At 70.5% G+C, this 16,919-nt stretch carries 11 protein-coding genes; 6 read left to right on the top strand and 5 right to left on the bottom strand.

Annotation, left to right across the window (positions count from 1 at the left end):
* Window positions 1-55 precede the first annotated feature (55 nt).
* Window positions 56-1,291, top strand: coding sequence for an MGH1-like glycoside hydrolase domain-containing protein (locus tag ACLJPY_RS48035; RefSeq protein WP_410597700.1), 1,236 nt, complete (start codon window positions 56-58; stop codon window positions 1,289-1,291).
* 40 nt (window positions 1,292-1,331) lie between these two features.
* On the opposite strand, the gene ACLJPY_RS48030 is transcribed toward ACLJPY_RS48035, so the two are convergent.
* Window positions 1,332-3,104, bottom strand: a complete 1,773-nt coding sequence (locus ACLJPY_RS48030) for an alpha-L-fucosidase (RefSeq protein ID WP_410597699.1) — start codon at window positions 3,102-3,104, stop codon at window positions 1,332-1,334.
* A gap of 352 nt (window positions 3,105-3,456) precedes the next feature.
* Here ACLJPY_RS48030 and ACLJPY_RS48025 point away from each other — a divergent pair, with 352 nt between their 5' ends.
* On the top strand, window positions 3,457-4,641 hold the full coding sequence (locus ACLJPY_RS48025) for a glycoside hydrolase family 105 protein (protein ID WP_410597698.1): 1,185 nt from the start codon (window positions 3,457-3,459) through the stop codon (window positions 4,639-4,641).
* Between the two features lie 107 nt (window positions 4,642-4,748).
* On the opposite strand, the gene ACLJPY_RS48020 is transcribed toward ACLJPY_RS48025, so the two are convergent.
* Entirely contained in the window at window positions 4,749-6,230 is a 1,482-nt protein-coding gene (locus ACLJPY_RS48020) for a glycoside hydrolase family 28 protein (RefSeq protein ID WP_410597697.1), read from the bottom strand.
* A 370-nt stretch (window positions 6,231-6,600) separates the two neighbouring features.
* Here ACLJPY_RS48020 and ACLJPY_RS48015 point away from each other — a divergent pair, with 370 nt between their 5' ends.
* The 3 genes from ACLJPY_RS48015 to ACLJPY_RS48005 all read left to right on the top strand — a co-directional run bounded on the left by ACLJPY_RS48015 (window position 6,601) and on the right by ACLJPY_RS48005 (window position 12,295).
* A complete protein-coding gene (locus ACLJPY_RS48015; RefSeq protein WP_410597696.1) occupies window positions 6,601-9,534 on the top strand; it encodes an AfsR/SARP family transcriptional regulator in 2,934 nt (977 codons plus the stop codon).
* Between the two features lie 88 nt (window positions 9,535-9,622).
* Complete coding sequence (locus ACLJPY_RS48010) at window positions 9,623-10,846, top strand: hypothetical protein (protein ID WP_410597695.1); 1,224 nt, start codon at window positions 9,623-9,625, stop codon at window positions 10,844-10,846.
* A 213-nt stretch (window positions 10,847-11,059) separates the two neighbouring features.
* Entirely contained in the window at window positions 11,060-12,295 is a 1,236-nt protein-coding gene (locus tag ACLJPY_RS48005; protein ID WP_410597694.1) for a glucuronyl hydrolase, read from the top strand.
* 225 nt (window positions 12,296-12,520) lie between these two features.
* Here ACLJPY_RS48005 and ACLJPY_RS48000 read toward each other — a convergent pair whose 3' ends face one another.
* Window positions 12,521-12,976 (bottom strand): DUF4396 domain-containing protein, encoded by a 456-nt coding sequence (locus ACLJPY_RS48000; protein ID WP_410597693.1) that lies wholly within the window; start codon window positions 12,974-12,976, stop codon window positions 12,521-12,523.
* 265 nt (window positions 12,977-13,241) lie between these two features.
* On the opposite strand from ACLJPY_RS48000, the gene ACLJPY_RS47995 reads away from it, so the two are divergent.
* Window positions 13,242-14,258 (top strand): autoinducer 2 ABC transporter substrate-binding protein, encoded by a 1,017-nt coding sequence (locus tag ACLJPY_RS47995; RefSeq protein ID WP_410597692.1) that lies wholly within the window; start codon window positions 13,242-13,244, stop codon window positions 14,256-14,258.
* Between the two features lie 4 nt (window positions 14,259-14,262).
* Here the strand turns inward: ACLJPY_RS47995 and ACLJPY_RS47990 are convergent, their stop codons facing one another.
* Both ACLJPY_RS47990 and ACLJPY_RS47985 read right to left on the bottom strand, forming a co-directional pair.
* Complete coding sequence (locus ACLJPY_RS47990; RefSeq protein WP_410597691.1) at window positions 14,263-15,573, bottom strand: DUF6923 family protein; 1,311 nt, start codon at window positions 15,571-15,573, stop codon at window positions 14,263-14,265.
* Window positions 15,570-16,334, bottom strand: a complete 765-nt coding sequence (locus ACLJPY_RS47985) for a hypothetical protein (protein ID WP_410597690.1) — start codon at window positions 16,332-16,334, stop codon at window positions 15,570-15,572. The genes ACLJPY_RS47990 and ACLJPY_RS47985 overlap by 4 nt, the downstream gene beginning before the upstream one ends.
* Between the last annotated feature and the right edge of the window lie 585 nt (window positions 16,335-16,919).

Genomic DNA, 16,919 nt, shown 5'->3' with positions numbered 1-16,919 from the left:
CCCCCTTCGGACTTTTGTCCATTGACAAGACATAAGTAGGAGATATGTTGGACATATGAACGTAACATGGGGGCGTGCGACCGAGGTCCTCGCAGGCAACTGGCTCGGCTCGTCGACCGTGCCCTCCCGTGGGCTCTACCCGCACCAGTGGAGCTGGGACTCCGCCTTCATCGCGTTCGGCCTGCGCCACCTGTCGCCGGCGCGGGCCCGGCGCGAGCTGCTGACGCTGTTCTCCGCGCAGTGGCGCGACGGCCGCGTCCCCCACATCCTCTTCAACCCGGCCACCCCGGCCGAGGCGTACTTCCCGGGCCCGGCCTTCTGGCAGGCCGGGCGGACGTCGGGGCTGGTCCAGCCGCCGATCCACGCCCGCGCGGTGCTGGCGGTGCACGAAGCCGAGCCCGACCCGGTGTTCCTCGCCACGCTGTACCCGAAGCTGCGGGCCTGGCACGAGTACCTGCGGACCGGGCGCGACGCGGGCGGGCGCGGCCTCGCGGCGATCGTGCACCCGTGGGAGTCGGGCATGGACAACAGCCCGGCGTGGGACGGCCCGCTCTCGCACGTCACGCCGTCGAGCGGGTTCGTCCGCCGCGACCTGGAGCACGGCGCGGCCGCCGACCGGCCGAGCGACGAGGACTACGGCCGGTACGTCCGGCTGGCCACGGACTACCGGGACAGCGGCTACCGCGACTTCGGGGATTTCGTTGTGGAAGACCCCGGCTTCAACGCCCTGCTGGCCGACGCCGAACTGGCCTTGGCCGAGATCGCCGAGATCCTCCGGCTGCCCACGGCCGCCGCCGCCCACCGCGAGGCCGCGGCCCGCGTCACGAAGGCGTTGCAGGACACACTGTGGGACAGTGCCGCCGGCTGGTTCTTCGCCAGGGACGTCCGCACCGGCGCGCCGGCCCCCGAGTACACGTGCGCGGGCCTGCTCCCGCTCCTGCTGCCGGATCTGGCGGTCGCCCCGGCCCTGGTGTCCACCGCGACCGGGCCGCGGTTCCGGCTCGGCCGGGTGCACGGCGTGCCGAGCTACGATCTGACCGCGCCGGACTTCGACCCGGGCCGCTACTGGCGCGGGCCGTCGTGGTTCAACGTCGGCTGGCTGGTCCGCCAGGGCCTGCTGCGCCACGGCGAGCACGTCCTCGCCGCGCGATTGCGCGAAGACCTCGTCGAAACGGCCGCGCGGACCGGCTTCGCCGAGTACGTCGACCCGTTCACCGGCGCCGGCCACGGCACCCGGTCGTTCAGCTGGACCGCGGCCTTGACCGTGGACCTGCTGGCCGAGGGGGAATGACGGGTCGCCCGGCCGCATCGGGGGCGGCCGGGCGACCCGCTCAGCTCGCGGCGGTCGCGTAGTCCGAGCCGACCCAGGTCTCGTCGATCCGCAGCCGCTTGTAGCGCGTGGTGTCGCTCGACGCCGCGTACGTGCTCGTCACCTGCAGGCGCACGTACCGGGCCGTCACCGCGGAGAGGTCGACGAACTGGACGCCGCGGTGGCTCGGCAGGGTCCCGGACTTCACCGCGCTGCCCCAGTTGGTACCGTCAGTCGACACGAACACTTTGTACGCCTTGATCCGCGCCGACTGCTCGGTGTCCGACCGGGCGTAGCTGACGGAGTCCTCGCGCTGGTTGATCCCGAGGTACTGCACCTTCTTCGCCGTCCCGAGGGCGTAGTCGAGGTTGACCGGCAGTGTCTTGTTGTTGTCGAAGTAGGTGAGGTAGCCGCCGTCGCTCGCGGACTGTCCACCGTGGCCGCTCGCGGACGCGCTCGCCTCGAGCGTCACGGTTTTCGGGTCGTAGAGGCCGGTGCGGCCCGCGGTCTCGACCTTGAACACCGTGTCGTAGGGATCCCAGCCGGAGAGCCCGGTCAGGGTCAGGCTGCCGCCGCCCTGGGTGAACGCGATCGCCGCGCCGGTGCGCAGGTTCGTGACCCGGCGGACGCGGTAGCCGTTGTCGCGGATCTTCAGCGTCGACGTCGACGGCTTGGTCAGGACGTGCACGTACTGCGCGTCACCCTTGATGGTGATGACGCCGTGGGCGCCGTCGTTCCAGAAGCCCGGTTGCATACCGCCGTACATGTACCCGGCGCCCTGGGTGCCGCCGAGGGACTCCCAGATCGCGGCGAGGTAAGTGTCCGCGAAGTTGTCGAACTGTTCCTGGTTCGACGGGAACTTCCCGTTCACCATCGCCGTCTCGGCCATCAGGGACTTGATCGACGAGCCCGAGTTCGCGACGAGCCGCCCGAGGTTGAGCATCTTGTTCACCGGCGGGTTCGAGCCGCCGTACCACCAGGCTCCGGTGTCCGGCAGCTTGAAGCAGGCTTCGGTGAGCCGGGGCATCGCGGTGTAGGTCGCCTGCGGGTAGTCGTAGGACGGTGTCATGCCGGTCTTCTGCTCGTTGCTGATCGTGTCCATGATCGGCGTGTCTTCGTTGTTGTTGCTCAGCAGGTAGTCCGGGCGCTGCTGGTAGATCTGCTCGTACAGGTGGTGCGACTCCCAGTAGGCGTTGTCGTTGTCGATCCAGAAGCCGCCGAGGTCGGGGTAGTTCTTCATCACCTCGAAGAAGTTGTCGTAGCTGAACTGGCCGAAGCCGTCCTGGGTGTCGAGGTCGACGGTCTTGCCCTTGTACTTCGAGTAGCCGGCCGAGTCGAGCCATTCGTGCCCGCCCTCGTCGTGCCACTGGGCGTCGTTGGTCATGTAGAGGATGACCTTGAGCCCGCGGGCTTTCGCCGCGGCGACCAGCTCGCCGAGGAAGTCCCGCTTGGTGGAGCAGCTGCCCGGGATCTTCGACGGCCAGGCCCGCGAGTAGCCGAGGCGGCTGTGGAAGGACGCGAGCACGAGGTAGGACGCGTGCAGTTTCTGGGCTTCGCCGACCCAGTAGGCGGGATCCCACCCGCCGTCGGTGATCGCCTTTTCCCAGGCGCTGCAACTGGTGTAGCCGGGTGCGGTGCGCATGCCCCAGTGCAGGAACAACCCGGCTTGGCTGTCGCGCAGCCACTGCTGGGACGGCTTCTGCAGGTCGGCCGAAGCCGGTGCGGCGATGAGCCCGGACACCGTCAGGGCCGCCGCGCACGCGACGAGCACCCGGCGGAGGAACCTGTCTGCCATGAACGACCTCCAGTGGTCTGGTCCACCCGGTGGTGTACTCCTGTCGACGACGGCCGGTCAAGGCTGAGATCCGACCTTTCGGCGAAGTTTCGCTGGCCGGTACATCACCACCGCGGCCGTTCGGGTTAAATATCTGATATATGACGCGAGAGATCCGATCTCTCTTGACTCGGCGTCCCGGGGGCGAGTAGATGTTTTCCCCGGAAGCGCTTTCGCTTCGAGACCATCGCTCCGGCGACACGGGCAGCACGCCGCGCCCCCCAGAGCTGGTCGGGATGCCGACGGACGGCGGATCGGCATCCCGGCCACCCTTTCCACCGCGTCGCGGGGCCAGTGCACGAAAGGGACGACGATGTCCGAACACCCCCTTCGCCCGACCCGGCGCGCGGTCCTGGCCGGCACGCTCGGCGCCCTGGGCACGCTCGCCGCGGCGGGGCCCCTCGCCCGGGCGGCGGACCGGCTGCCCCCGGTCGGTGACACGGCACCGGCCGACTGGTCCCGCGCGGTGATCGACTCGACGATGCAGCGCTACCCGCCCGGCAAGATCGGCGGCTGGGGCTACACCCTGGGCCTGTACCTCTACGGGCAGTACCTGTTCTACAAGCGCACCGGCGAGAAGAAGTACCTCGACTACATCGTCGCGTGGTACGACCGCTTCATCACCGACAGCGGAATCTCGAACAGCTTCACCAACCTGGACTCGATGCGCTCGTGCCAGCTGCTGCCGCTGCTGTACGCGGAAACCGGCCGCAAGAAGTACAAGACGGCCGCCGACCAGTTGCGCAAGCGGTTCCCGTCCTACCCGCGGACGTCCGACGGCGGCATGTTCCACGCCACGAGCAAGGTCGGTCAGCTGTGGGGTGACGGCGCCTACATGGCCCAGCCGTTCCTCGCGCTGTACGGCGCGGCGTTCGGCGACGGGGACTACTGCTTCGAAGAGGCGGCGAAGAACGTCGTCGTGTACTTCGGCCACCTGCGTGAGCCGGCGAAGAACCTGCTGTACCACGCCTACGACGAGGACGGCTCCGAGTCGTGGGCGTCCGGGGCCGGGCACCACTCGAAGTACCACTGGGCGCGCGCGATCGGCTGGTTCGGCATGGCGGCCGTCGACATCCTCGAGGTGCTGCCGCCGAACCACCCGCGGCGGCCCGCGCTGATCGACGTCGTGCAGTTCCTGGCGGCCGGCTACCAGCGCTACCAGGACGCGGCGACCGGCCGCTGGTACCAGGTGGTCGACCGCGGCGGCGACGCGAAGAACTGGCTCGAGACGTCGGCGTCGTCGATGTACACCTTCACGATGGCCCGCGGCGTCCAGCGCGGCTACCTGCCGGCGTCGTACCAGGCGGTGGCGGACCGCGGGTACGCCGGCGTGCTTCGCAAGGTCTCGCTGGGCTCCGACGGCCTGACGAACATCACCGACATCTGCGAAGGCACCAACGTCGGCGACCTGTCCTACTACTACGGCCGGGCCCGCAAGACCAACGACTTCCACGGCCTCGGCGCCTTCCTGATCATGAACGAGCAGTACGCCCACTGACCTCGAGGCGCGCCGCAGAAGGGGCCCCGGCTCACGCCGGGGCCCCTTCGTCGTGTGCTGGACGGCAAGGCCCTTCCCGCGGGGGGGCGGGAAGGGCCTTGGGCGGGTCAGCAGTTGGACGTCGAGCTTGTCGTGTTGATGCGGAGGGCGGAGCCGGAGGTGGTGGCCGAGTTCTTGACGCAGTAGCCCGTCACCGACTGGAAGCCGACGTCGAACGGGCTCTTCGTGCCCTTCTCCGCCGTGAAGTGGTCGAACACGATGTCGGAACTGTTGTTGACGATGCTCGCCGGACGGCCGTCGTCCTTGGCGAACGCGACCGAGCTGTCCACGAACCGGATGCCCGCCGCGTAGTGCACGTACCAGCCGTACGACGGGCGGGTGCCGATGCTCTTCGGGTTGTAGTCCGTCGCCGTGTTGCTCGGCACGCCCGTGCCCATCGTGCCGTTGCCGCCGGGCACCGTCAGCTTGACGCCGGTGAACGTGACGTCAGCGACGCGGTGACCGCTGTCCGCGCCCCAGATCGTCGGGCTGAAGCTGGTGCCCGTGTGCGTGCCGGTGACGTTGTCGAACGTGATGCCGCTGATCGACCCGACGCCGGGGTTGTTCCCGCACCGCTTGCGCGTGCCGATCTTCATCATGATCGGCGAATACGTCCCGGACATCGTGATGTCGCGGTAGTGGACGTCGGAGATCTTCGCGCCGTCCATCGAAACGATGCCGATGCCGGACTTGTGCGCGCCGGTGATCGTGATGTCCGAGAAGTGGTAGCCGGTGAAGTCGCCGCACGTCTCGGACCCGAACATGAGCGCGTTGCAGCAGACCGCCGACAGTTTCGCGCCCGTCACCGTCACGTTCCCGTTCGGCAGTTTCGCGCCGAGCGCGTAGTCGCTCTTGAACACGAGGGCGTCGTCGTTCGCCGCGATCGAAGCGTTCGTGATCGTGATGTTGGTGGTGCTGATGATGTTCCAGCCGTCGCGGTCGCTCGCCGTGTCGATGGTCAGGTGGTCGGAGACGACGTTCTTGCACCCGTTGATCAGGGCCCCGAAGTGCCCGCCGCGGCGCAGCTTAATCCCGGACAGCGTCAGCCCGTCACACCGTGTGAGAGACAGGATCTTGTCGGCCTGGCCGGACTTCGGGTTGCCGGTGATGAGGTTGCCGCCGCCGTCGATCGTGCCCGCGCCGGTGAAACCGATGTTCGTCAGCTTGTCGCTGTAGAACATCGCGTCGTGGAAGTGGCTGTGGCCGTAGTCCTGGTAGGAGTCCCACTGGTTCGGCTCGGCCTTGTCGTAGGTGTCCGCACCGGACCCCGTGATCGTGGCGCCCGCGTCGAGCTGGATCGTCACGTTGCTCTTCAGGTGGACGGTGTTCGCCGACTTGTAGGTGCCGGAGGTGAACCGGACGGTGCCGCCGCCCGCCGCGTTGGCCGCGGTGATCGCCTTGTCGATGGCCGCGGAATCGTTGGCGGACCCGTTTCCCTTGGCGCCGTAGTCCTTGACGTCGTAGACGCCGCCGGGCGCGGCGGCGGAGACGCCGGCACCGGTCACCACCAGGCTCGCCACCGCGCAGGTGATCAGCAAGAGTTTTTTCACCGTGGAACCGCCTTGTCATGGAATCGAAAACATCGGCATGACGGCGGAGACATCAGATTACGAGCGGCGCGAGCACACTGTCAAGATCGGAGCGGAGGACCCGCGTCACCCCCAGCCGGGACGCGGGTCCCCGGTTTCCGGTGCCGCCGGAGTCCATTCAGGATCGATTGGTGCTCCGTGAAAAGCGGTGGGGCCGGGCGGACGTCGAAGGACTTCGCCAGCGGTCTGCCCCGGTACGCCGGAGGTGCGAACACTGCATGGCGGCAGCATGACTCCCCGCCGTACACGTTCCGTACAAAGCGCACGTGTGCGCACAGACACTCCGAATGGATCTATCCGATGCGGCCGGACGGGTCCTAGAGTCCGGGACATGGGGGAACTCATCGGGCAGGTTGAGACCACCTCGCTTACCATCCGCGTCCTCGGTCCGCTGGAGGTCACCGCCGCCGGGCGGGTGATCGCCCTCGGCGGACCGAAGCCCCGGCTGCTGCTGGCCGCGCTGGCCCTGCAGCCGAACGTCGTCGTCTCGACCGACGTGCTGGTGGAAGTGCTGTGGCCGGAATCGGCGCCGCGGTCGGCCGCGGCGAACATCCGCACGTACGTGCATTCGCTGCGAAGACGCTTCGCCGAAATCGACGCCGCCCTCGGCGAACGGATCAGCAGCCGGGCCTCCGGCTACCTGCTGACCGCGTCGCCGGACGAACTCGACCACCTCGCCTTCGCCGCTTTGGCCGGCGAAGCACAGGAAGCGCTCGAAAGCGGCGAAGCCGAGAGCGCGCTCAAACTCCTCGACAAGGCCGACGCGCTGTGGCGCGGCGAGGTCCTCGAAGGCCTGCCGCACGACCACAGCTGGGGCGCGACCGTCGCCCGGCTCGCCGAACTGCGGCTGTCGGTGCAGGAACAGCGGCTCCGGGCGCGGATCGGCCTTGGCCGCTCCGGCGAGGCCATCGCCGAACTGCGCGGGCTGGTCACCGAGCACCCGCTGCGCGAGGAACTGTGGGCGCAACTGATCGCCGCCCTGCGCGCCGCGGGCCGGACCGGCGAGGCGATCGAGGCGTACGAATCGGCCGAGCGGGTCCTGCGCGAGGAACTCGACGCGCACCCGGGTGCCCGGTTGCGCGAGCTGCGCGCGACCCTCGTGCCGGAAAGCGCCGCCGTCCCGCGGCCCGCCGACGTGGCCCCGGTCTGCCAGCTGCCCCTCGACCTGCCGGACTTCACCGGCCGCGACGCGCTGATCCACGACGTCGTCACCCTGCTGCAGAAGCGGGCGGATTCCGGTTCGCCCGCGGTGGTCGTGCTCTCGGGCGCACCGGGCGTCGGCAAGTCCGCGGTCGCCGTCCGCGTCGCGCACGCGGTCCGCGACGAGTTCCCCGACGGCCAGCTCCACGTCGACCTGGCCGGCACGTCGTCCTCGCCGCGGGCGCCGATGAGCGTGCTCGCCGAGCTCCTGCGCACGCTGGGCATCCCCGACGCCGGCCTGCCGCGCGAGCTGGCCGAACGCTCGGCCCTGCTGCGCTCGCGGCTGGCCGGGCGGCGGATGTGCGTCGTGCTCGACGACGCCGGCAGCGAGGCCCAGGTGCGGCCGCTGCTGCCCGGCGCCGGGGCCTGCGCGGTGCTGGTGACCAGCCGCATCCGGCTGCCCGGGCTCGCCGGCGCCAGTCCGGTGGACGTCGACCTGCTGCCCGAGGCCGAGGCCGCGCGGCTGCTGGAGGGCATCGTGGGCGCGGAGCGGGTGGCCGCCGAGCCGGAGAGCGCCGCGGTGATCCTGCGCCAGTGCGGGCACCTGCCGCTGGCGATCCGGGTGGCCGGCGCGAAGCTGACGCACCGGCCGGGCTGGACGCTGCGGCTGCTGGCCGACCGGCTGGGCGACGAACGCCGCCGGCTCGACGAGCTGCGCGTCGGCGACCTCGCCGTCCGGGCGAGCGTGACACTGTCCTACGACTTGCTGCCGATGTCGGCGGCGACGGCGTTCCGCGGGCTGGGCCTGCTCGGGCCGGTTCAGTTCCCGGCGTGGTCGGTCGCGGCCGTGCTGGGCCGCCGCGACGCCGACGACGTCCTCGACGTGCTGGTCGACGGCCACCTCGTCGAGCTCGTCGGCTCCGATCCGACCGGGCAGCCGCGCTACCGGTTGCACGACCTGTTGCGCGTCTACGCGGTGGAACTGGCCGAGCGGAGTGACGCGGCGAAGACCCGGGCCGGCCTGCGGCGGGTGCTGGAGGGCTACTTGGGGCTCGCGCTCGAGGCGGCCCGCCGGATGCCGCTGCACTTCTTCGGCGCGTACTGCGACGACGAGTTGCCGCGCCCCGCGGTGCCCGAAGGCGTGCTGCCCGAGGACCCCGCCACCTGGTTCGCGGCCGAGCGGCACACGACGGTCGCGGCGGTTTCGCTGGCCGTCCAGCACGGTTTCGACGACCTGGCCTGGCAACTGGCCTCGGCACTGACGCCGTACTTCGACCTCCGCGGGCCGCAGGACGACTGGCACAGCACCCACCTGATCGCCCTGGCGGCGGCCCGCCGGACGGGCTCCGCGCGGGCGGAGGCGATCGTCCAGCGCAACCTCGGGCAGTACCTGCTCTACCAGGACGAGTACGCCGAGGCGCGGGTGGCGTTCGCGGCGTCGAAGAAGCTGTTCGAGGTCGTCGACGACGTCCAGGGGGTCGCCGTCGCGCTGACCGGGCTTTCGACGATCCTGCGCATCGAAGGCGAGGACGACCCGGCGCTCGACCACTGTCACGAGGCACTGGCCCTGTTCGCGGAGGCGGACGACCCGAACGGCGAAGCGGTGGCCCGCCTCGGCGCCGGCGCCGTGTGGATGTCCCGCGGGTGTTACGCGGCGGCGAAGCGCTGGATCACCGACGCCTTGGAACTGTCCGCCGCGATCGGCGACCGCCACCGCGAGGCCCACGCCCTCAAGCGGCTCGGCCTGCTGTTCCAGCACCAGGGCAACCTGGCGGCCGCGCGCGAGCACGTCGACCGCGCGATCGCGATCTTCACCGACCTCGGCGACGACCACTGCGTGGGCTACGCGAACCAGAACCTGGGCGAGCTGTGCCTCCACAGCGGCGACTTCGCGCACGCGCAACTGTTGCTGGTCAACTCCCTGGCCGTCCACCGCCGCAACGGCGACCGGCGGTCGGAGGCGGAGGTTTCGCAGCTGCTCGGCGAGTTGCACCGGGCGCTTTCGCAGCCGGAACGCTCACGCGACTACTCGGACCGGGCGCTGGCCATCTGGCGCGAGTTGTCCACGCGGCCCAAGGAGCCGACGGTCCTGGTCGAGGAGCGCGCGCGCGTGGCTTCCGCCTGACGCACAATTCTGCTTGTACGGATCGTGTACGCCGTCCGGTCAGTCTTTCGCCACCTTCGAACGAACAGGTGCGAGAGGAGAACCGGGGATGATCCGGATCATGAAGCCCGGCCGCGTGACCGCGGCGGTCCTGGCCGCCGGAGCGGTGACGGCGCTGGCCGGAGGCCCCGCCCAGGCCACCACCGCGCCGGCCGGTGCCGGCTGGACCGCCGACTTGTCCACTGTGGACGACAACGACGTCAACGTCACCGGCGCGGGGGGCACGCTCACCCTGGCCGACGCCGCCTGGCACGGAACCGCCCGAGTCTTCGCCGGCAGCGAGGGCAGCCTGACGACCGCCGCGCACCGGCTCGGCTCGCCGGCGAACCGCGTCAGCGCGGAACTGACCGCCGACACCCCGAAGGGCACTTCGGTCGACGTCGACGTCCGCGGCCGCACCGGTGTCAACGACTGGACCGAGTGGACACCCGCCGGCACCGCGCTGAAGAGCGCCGTCAGCGAGGTGCAGGTGCGGATCAGCCTGCACAGCAGCACCGACGGCGTGCGACCCGCCGTCACGGGTGTCGCGCTCAGCGCCGACAGCGTCCCGCAGGTCAACGCGCTGACCGCGGCGACCGCGCTCACCTACAAGGTCTACGCCACCCGCGAGGGCCTGACCGGCCGGACGACCGCCAACGGCCACGTCATCGCCGGCCGCGACCACTTCGTCGCCCTGCCGACCGGGCGCGCGCTGTCCGGCAAGGGTTCCGGCACCTACACCGTCCGCGTCTGCAAGACCGACGCCAGCCGGTGCGAGTACGCGCCGGTGTGGGACATCGGCCCGTGGAACACCAAGGACGACTACTGGAACCCGGCTTCGGTGCGTGCCGAGTACAAGGACCTCCCGCAGGGCCAGCCCGAGGCGTACGCCGCCTACCACAACGGCTACAACGGCGGTAAGGACGACCTCGGCTACAAGGTGGAGAACCCGGCCGGCATCGACCTCGCCGACGGCGTCTTCTACGACGGGCTCGGCATGTCCGACAACGGGAACGTCAACGTCACCTACCTGTGGACCGGCTCCGGCCCGACCGGGGTCGTCAGCACGGCCGGTGACCCGATGAACGTCCGGGCGAGCGCCAGCACGTCGGCGGCCGTCAAGGGCCTCGCGGCGAACTACGCCAAGGTGACCATCGAGTGCTACGTCGAGGGTGACACGGTCGCCGGCAAGTTCGGCACCACCAACATCTGGGACCGGATCGGCCCGAACAACTTCGTCTCGGACACCTACCTCCAGACCGGTTCCGACGGCCCCGTCGCCCCGCACTGCTGAGTTCCCGCAAGCATCGCGTGGATGACTGCCCTCACCCCGCGATAACGCGAAGGCCCGGCGTTCCCCGCCGGGCCTTCGCCTTTTCCGCCATTCCACTCACCGGCACACTATTCACAACCTTGAACAGATTCCGCCGGGTGTACAACGGGCCGCCGGGCGTGTAAAAATTCCGGGCACTTCACTCCCACGGATTCCACGGAATGGCGGGTACCTGTGAGCGTTTCCCGGAGAACCCTGCTGACCACCGCGGCCGGTGCCGCGGTGGCGGTGGGTGCCAGCACCGCCCCGGCCGCCTCGGCGGCCACCCCCGACCAGCTGGACCTGGCCTCGGCCACCCGGACGCTCCGCCAAGCGGCCGATTACGCGGTGGCCAAGCTCCGCGCGGTGGCCCCCGGCGTCACCGCGTTTCCGGTCGGCACGAAGTTCGAAAAGTGGACCTATTCGCAGAACGGCGACTGGGTCGGCGGATTCTGGCCCGGCCAGTTGTGGCTGGCCTGGCTGCACAGCGGCGAGGAACAATTCAAGGCACTCGCCCTGGCTTCCGCGGAGAAACTCGCGCCGCGCCAGAACGACACGAGCACGCACGACCTCGGGTTCCTCTTCTACCCCTCGTGGGTGACCGCCTGGCGGCTCACCGGCGAGGAGAAGTGGCGGGCCGGCGCGGTGCAGGCCGCGTCGTCGCTGATCAAGCGCTACAACCCGGCGGGCCGGTTCATCCGCGCCTGGGGTTCGCTGAGCGACCCGAACAACGCCGGCCGCGTCATCATGGACACGATCATGAACCTCGACCTGCTGGCTTTCGCGAGTCAGCAGACCCAGGACCCGAAGTACCTGGAGATCGCGGTCGCGCACGCGCAGACCGCGCAGCGGAACTTCGTCCGCCCGGACGGGTCGACGCCGCACGTGTTCGACTTCGACCCGGTCACCGGCGCGCCGGTCGGGCCGAACACGGTGCAGGGCTACAGCCCGGCGTCGTGCTGGTCGCGCGGGCAGGCCTGGGGCGTCTACGGGTTCACGACCATCCACCGGCGCACCGGCGACCCGGAGTTCCTGACCACGGCCCGGCGGCTCGCGGACTTCGCGCTGGGGCAGCTGACGGCCGACCACGTGCCGGTGTGGGACTACCTGGCCCCGCAGGCACCGGACGACGTCAAGGACGCGTCCGCAGGGGTCGTCATGGCGTGCGGCCTGCTGGACCTGGCGGAGCTCACGCACCGCCCGCACTACCGGGAAAGTGCCCTGAGGATCCTCACGGCGGTGTCGCGGACGTGCTTGACCACGAAGTCCGCCCGCGCCGAGGCGAGTGTCGCCCGCTGCACCCGCAACCGGCCGGCCGAGGACGGCGTCGAGGTGTCGCTCCCCTACGCCGACTACTACCTGCTGGAAGGCATCCTGCGGGTGCTCGACCGGCGCAAGGTGGACCGCGCGATCGACCTCTCGAGCGTGTAGCGGCGTCCGAGGAGGCCGCCACCTCCCCGGACGCAGTTGCCGTTCAGTGCCCAGTCAGTTGTCGTTCCAGTTCCCGGCCAATTCCCGATCAGTGGCCACTCAGTGCCCGGCCAGTGGCGACTCAGTGCCCGGTCAGTTGGCATCCAGTGGCCGATCAGTTGCCATCCTCGGCCAGTGCCCGATCAGTGCCGACCAGTGGCCGACCAGTGTCCGGTCAGTTGCCGTTCAGTGGTGGTGGTGCGCGTGCACCTTCGCGTGGCCGAGGCCGCGCCCGATCATCCAGCGGTTGACCGGCACCGTGACGACGAACGCGATCGCCAGCGACAGCGCCAGTGACAGCCAGAACAGGAAACTGGTCAGCCCGGCGTCCATCGCGCCGGGGATCGCCACGACCACCGTGTTGTCGATCAGTTCCATCACGGCGATCGACACGGTGTCCGCGGCCAGCGCGACCTTGAACGCCGCCGCCGCGCCCAGCCCCGACTTCAGCACGCCGCGCATGGTCAGGCCGTAGCCGAAGACGAAGGCCAGCACGATCGACAGGACGACCGTCGCCGCGTTGTGCAGGCCGAACGCCGTGCCCAGCACCATGCCGAGCACCTCACCGATGGCACAGCCGGTCAGGCAGTGCAGAGTCGCTTGGATCGCCGTCGCCCACGAAGCCCCGTGCTGTTCGCTCATGACGCCACTGTATACCCCCTGGGGGTACACGGCGCCCGTTCTGTCCGTCACAGCGGCGCGCGGCCGGGCACCCAAAGACCCGTCGACATCACACACAGTAGCCGAACCCGCCTCACCAGCGGATCTTCACCGGAGCAGAACTCACTTCCGTAACCCTTTGCGCACATCCCGTTGACCACAGTTACCCGGAGCCCTACGTTCGCCCTTGGTCTCCACCGTGCGCAGACCGATCGAACCGATCGAATTTCCCGAGGAATGGGTGGGGATGCGAGGGCCGACGAAGACCTTCCGGCTGGCCGCGACGCTGCCGCTGGTGGCGGCGCTCGCGCTCGGAGGCTGCGCGGACCAGCTGGGCAGCGCACCCGCGCCGTCGCCCACCCGGATCGAGTTCGTGCCCAAGGTCCGCGGCATCCCGTACTTCGAGGCGATGGACCGCGGCGGCCTCGACGCGGCCAGGCAGCTGGGCGTCGTCTGGCACTCGACCGGCCCGGCGAGCGTCGACCCGGCCGCGCAGGTGAAGATCCTGCGTGACCTGATCGCGAAGAAGGTCGACGTCATCGTCGTGGCCCCCAACGACCCGGCCGCGCTCGCCGGCGTCATCGCCGAGGCCAGGGCGAAGGGCATCCACGTGCTCACCGCGGACGCCGACGCGCCGGGCACGCAACGCGAGGTGTTCGTCAACCAGGCCAGCGCGCAGGGCATCGGCACCGCGCTCGTCGACGCGCTGATGGCGAAGACCGGCGGGGCCGGCCAGTACGCGATCGTCTCCTGCGGCCCGGCCGCGGCGAACCTCAACGCGTGGATCGCGGTCCAGAAGGAGTATGCGGCCGCGCACTACCCGAAGGCCGAGCTTGTCGGGACCGTCTACGCGGGCGAGGACGAGGACGTCGCGACCGCGCTGGCCAAGCAGCTCATCACCAGCCACCCCGGCCTGACCGGGCTGATCGGCGAGTGCACGACGTCCGCGCCCGGCGTCGCGAAGGCCGTGGGCGACGAGCAGAAGATCGGCCAGGTGTTCACCGTCGGCGTCGGGACGCCGCAGGCGGTCAAGCCGTTCCTGCTCGACGGCTCGTGCTCGCAGTCGGTGCTGTGGAACGTCGAGTCGCTGGGCTACCTCACCGCGTGGACGGCGAAGCAGGTCGCCGACGGCAAGCCCCTCAACCCGGTGAACAAGGTCAGCCTGGAGCTGCCGTCGGTGAAGTACGACGCCGCGACGAAGACCGTCCTGCTGGGGGATCCCCTGCTCATCACCGCCGACAACGTCGACCAGTTCAAGTACTGACCCCTCACCGGTGCCGGCGCGCGTGCCCGCCCGCGGCGGCGCCGCCGAGCACGAGGATGAGCACCGTCAGCCCCCAGCGGCGTTTCTGCTGGGTCCGCTTACCGGTGTCCGGGGCTGCCACTTCAGCCTTCTTCGCCGGGTGCACGTGAGGTGACGGCGACGGCGGTGGCGGCGCCGAAGCGGACGGCGGCGGCGTGACCACCGGGGTCGGCAGGGGCGCCGGCGCCGGGGCCGGCGGCACGACGACGGGCTGCTCCACCGGGAGCGGCCGCGACGGCGGCGGCGGTTCGGGCGACGGCGGCGGCGTGACCGGCGGCGTCTGGGTCCGGGGCGGCGGCGGGGACGATTGGGTGGTCGACGGCGGCAGCGACGGCCGGGTGGTCGACGGCGGGGATGGCCGGGTGGTCGACGGCGGCGGGGACGACGGCGGAGGCGCCGCTTCGGTGAGGCACCCGGCCGCGTCGCTGCTCACCAGCGGCGGCCCGGAGGCGACCTCGATGGCGGGACCCGAGCCGTCGCGCGGCAGGCGGTAGGTGACGCTGCGCCGTCCGGCGTGGTTGGCCGTGGCGTAGATCGCACCGGGCGCGAGCACCACCGACCCGTACGCGCCGCCCTCCGGGAACCGGAGGCCGGGCACCACCGCGACCCGCCCGGTCACCGGGTCGATCCCGACCACCGAGCTGTCCCCGCGGGAGGTCGTCGAGACGCCGTAGAGCAGCCCGTCGGCCGGGTCGACGGCGAAGTCGTCGATGCCGACGGCGAGCGACACCGGCCGCAGCGGCGTCCGGTGCACGACCCGCAGGTAGTCCTGCCCGGCCGGGTCGATGTCCACTGTGTACAGATCGCTGCCCTGCCGCACGTACCAGCGGTGGCCGTCGATCGCGCCCGCGGTGGCCCCGGTGACGAGGCTCCACACGGGACGGTGCGCACCCGCGCGCCCGATCACGCCGAGGTCGGTGACCACGCCCGCGGCGTCGATCCGGACCGCGTGCGCACCGTGGACGTACCGGCCGGTGCGGGTGCCGTCGGCAACGCCGTAGACGACGTCCTGCGCGGCGGAGTAGCCCATCGCGTTGATCCAGTACCCGGCCTGGGTGACGCGGCGGGTGGTTCCCGCGGGCAGGGCCAGCAGCCGCAAGGTCGTCGGCGCGCCCTCGCGGACGTTCTCCGCCTGCAGGATCGTGCAGCCGCCCGGCGCTTGCGGCGGCGGCTGCTTCGCGCGCGGCGGCGCGAGCCAGCCCGTCGCCGCCAGCAGCGCCGAGACGGCCGCGGCCACGCCGAGCATCGCCGCCCAGCGGGCCCGCGTGCCGGTCAAACCAGCCTTTCCAGAGCCGAGGTGAACGCCTCCGGCGCCACCTTCGCGCCCCCGCTGAACGGGTTCTGCAGCTGGTAGATCGCGAACAACAGCAGCGTGATCGTGCCGGCCAGGGTGGACACGATGATGATGTGCGCGGCGAGCCGGGTGCCGCCGAACAGGTTGGGCAGCAGGATCGCCGTGATCAGGCTGCCCAGGATCAGGGCGAACCAGACGACGGCGCCGACCCCGCCGGCGCCGGAGTGCGCCAGCCGCTGCTCGCGGGCCTGGTAGACCGACCACAGCTGGTTGCTCGCCTCGGTCTTGCGGTCCAGCTGCCAGTCGCCGTCGGCCGGGGCGGCCGTCACGGCCTCGCGCATCTGGTCGAGCTGCGTCGCGCCCGTGGCCGGCACCGGGCCGCCGTCGGCCAGGCGCGGCCACTCCTGCTCTTCGACCGTCCGCGCGTACGCGGCGGCGAGCTGGTGCACGCGGTCCTTCGTCTCGGCCGGCAGCGCGTCGGCCGCCCAGGTGGCCGCGACGAGGCTGTCGGCCTCGGTCTGCGCGTTCTGGCTCGCGTCGTTCACCGAGTCGAACAGCGAGATCAGCACGAAGGCGACCAGGACCGCGTGCAACCCGCCGACGATGGTGAACACCTGGCCGGCCGCGTCGTTGTTGTCCGGGCGGCCCTCGTCCCAGCCGAACCGGCGCACCAGGTACGCGATCACGCCCGCCACCGCGGCCGCGCCGGCCACCCACAGACTGCCGGCCACGAAGATGTTCATCGGGGTCCTTTCGCCCGCGAGCGCGGGAAGCACGGCCCGGCGCATTCCAGCCCCGGGAACGCTCAAGTTAGTCACCCATTTCCGGGCGGACAACAGCGGGGGTCGAATTCATCCTGGTGGCCGCACCCCGACCGTGGAAGTCGCCGATTCGGCCCAGTCGACGCGGGATACGGCGGTGGCAGCGTACCGCTCGGCAACCACGGACCCCGCTGCTGTACAGGGATTTCCACGACCGAGTGACGTCCGGGGACAGGCTGTGACCACGGCGTTCGAACGTCGTCGGGAAACGATCAAGTATCGAACACAGCCGCCTTCGCGGGTGACCCGATCGTGTCATTGTGCGACCCGGCGCGATTGCTATGTTGATTTCGCGGTGTGACGAAACCGCGCATATCCACAATTACCTCAGGACCGGCGTGCCCGCTGGGCAGGTACGGGCCGAACGCGAACGATTGGGTGGTTTTCGCTGTGACTGTCACCGACCCGGTGGAATCCGAGCAGGCACCGTCGAGCTTGGGGCGGGCGGCGGCCCGGACGCTGGCCACGACGACCAAGTCGGTCCCGCAGATGCAGGGCATCTCCTCC

The organism is Amycolatopsis sp. lyj-23 (assembly GCF_046549135.1).
Classification (GTDB): domain Bacteria; phylum Actinomycetota; class Actinomycetes; order Mycobacteriales; family Pseudonocardiaceae; genus Amycolatopsis.
Note: the sequence above shows the minus strand (reverse complement) of the source record. Positions and strands in the feature narration are given on the sequence as shown.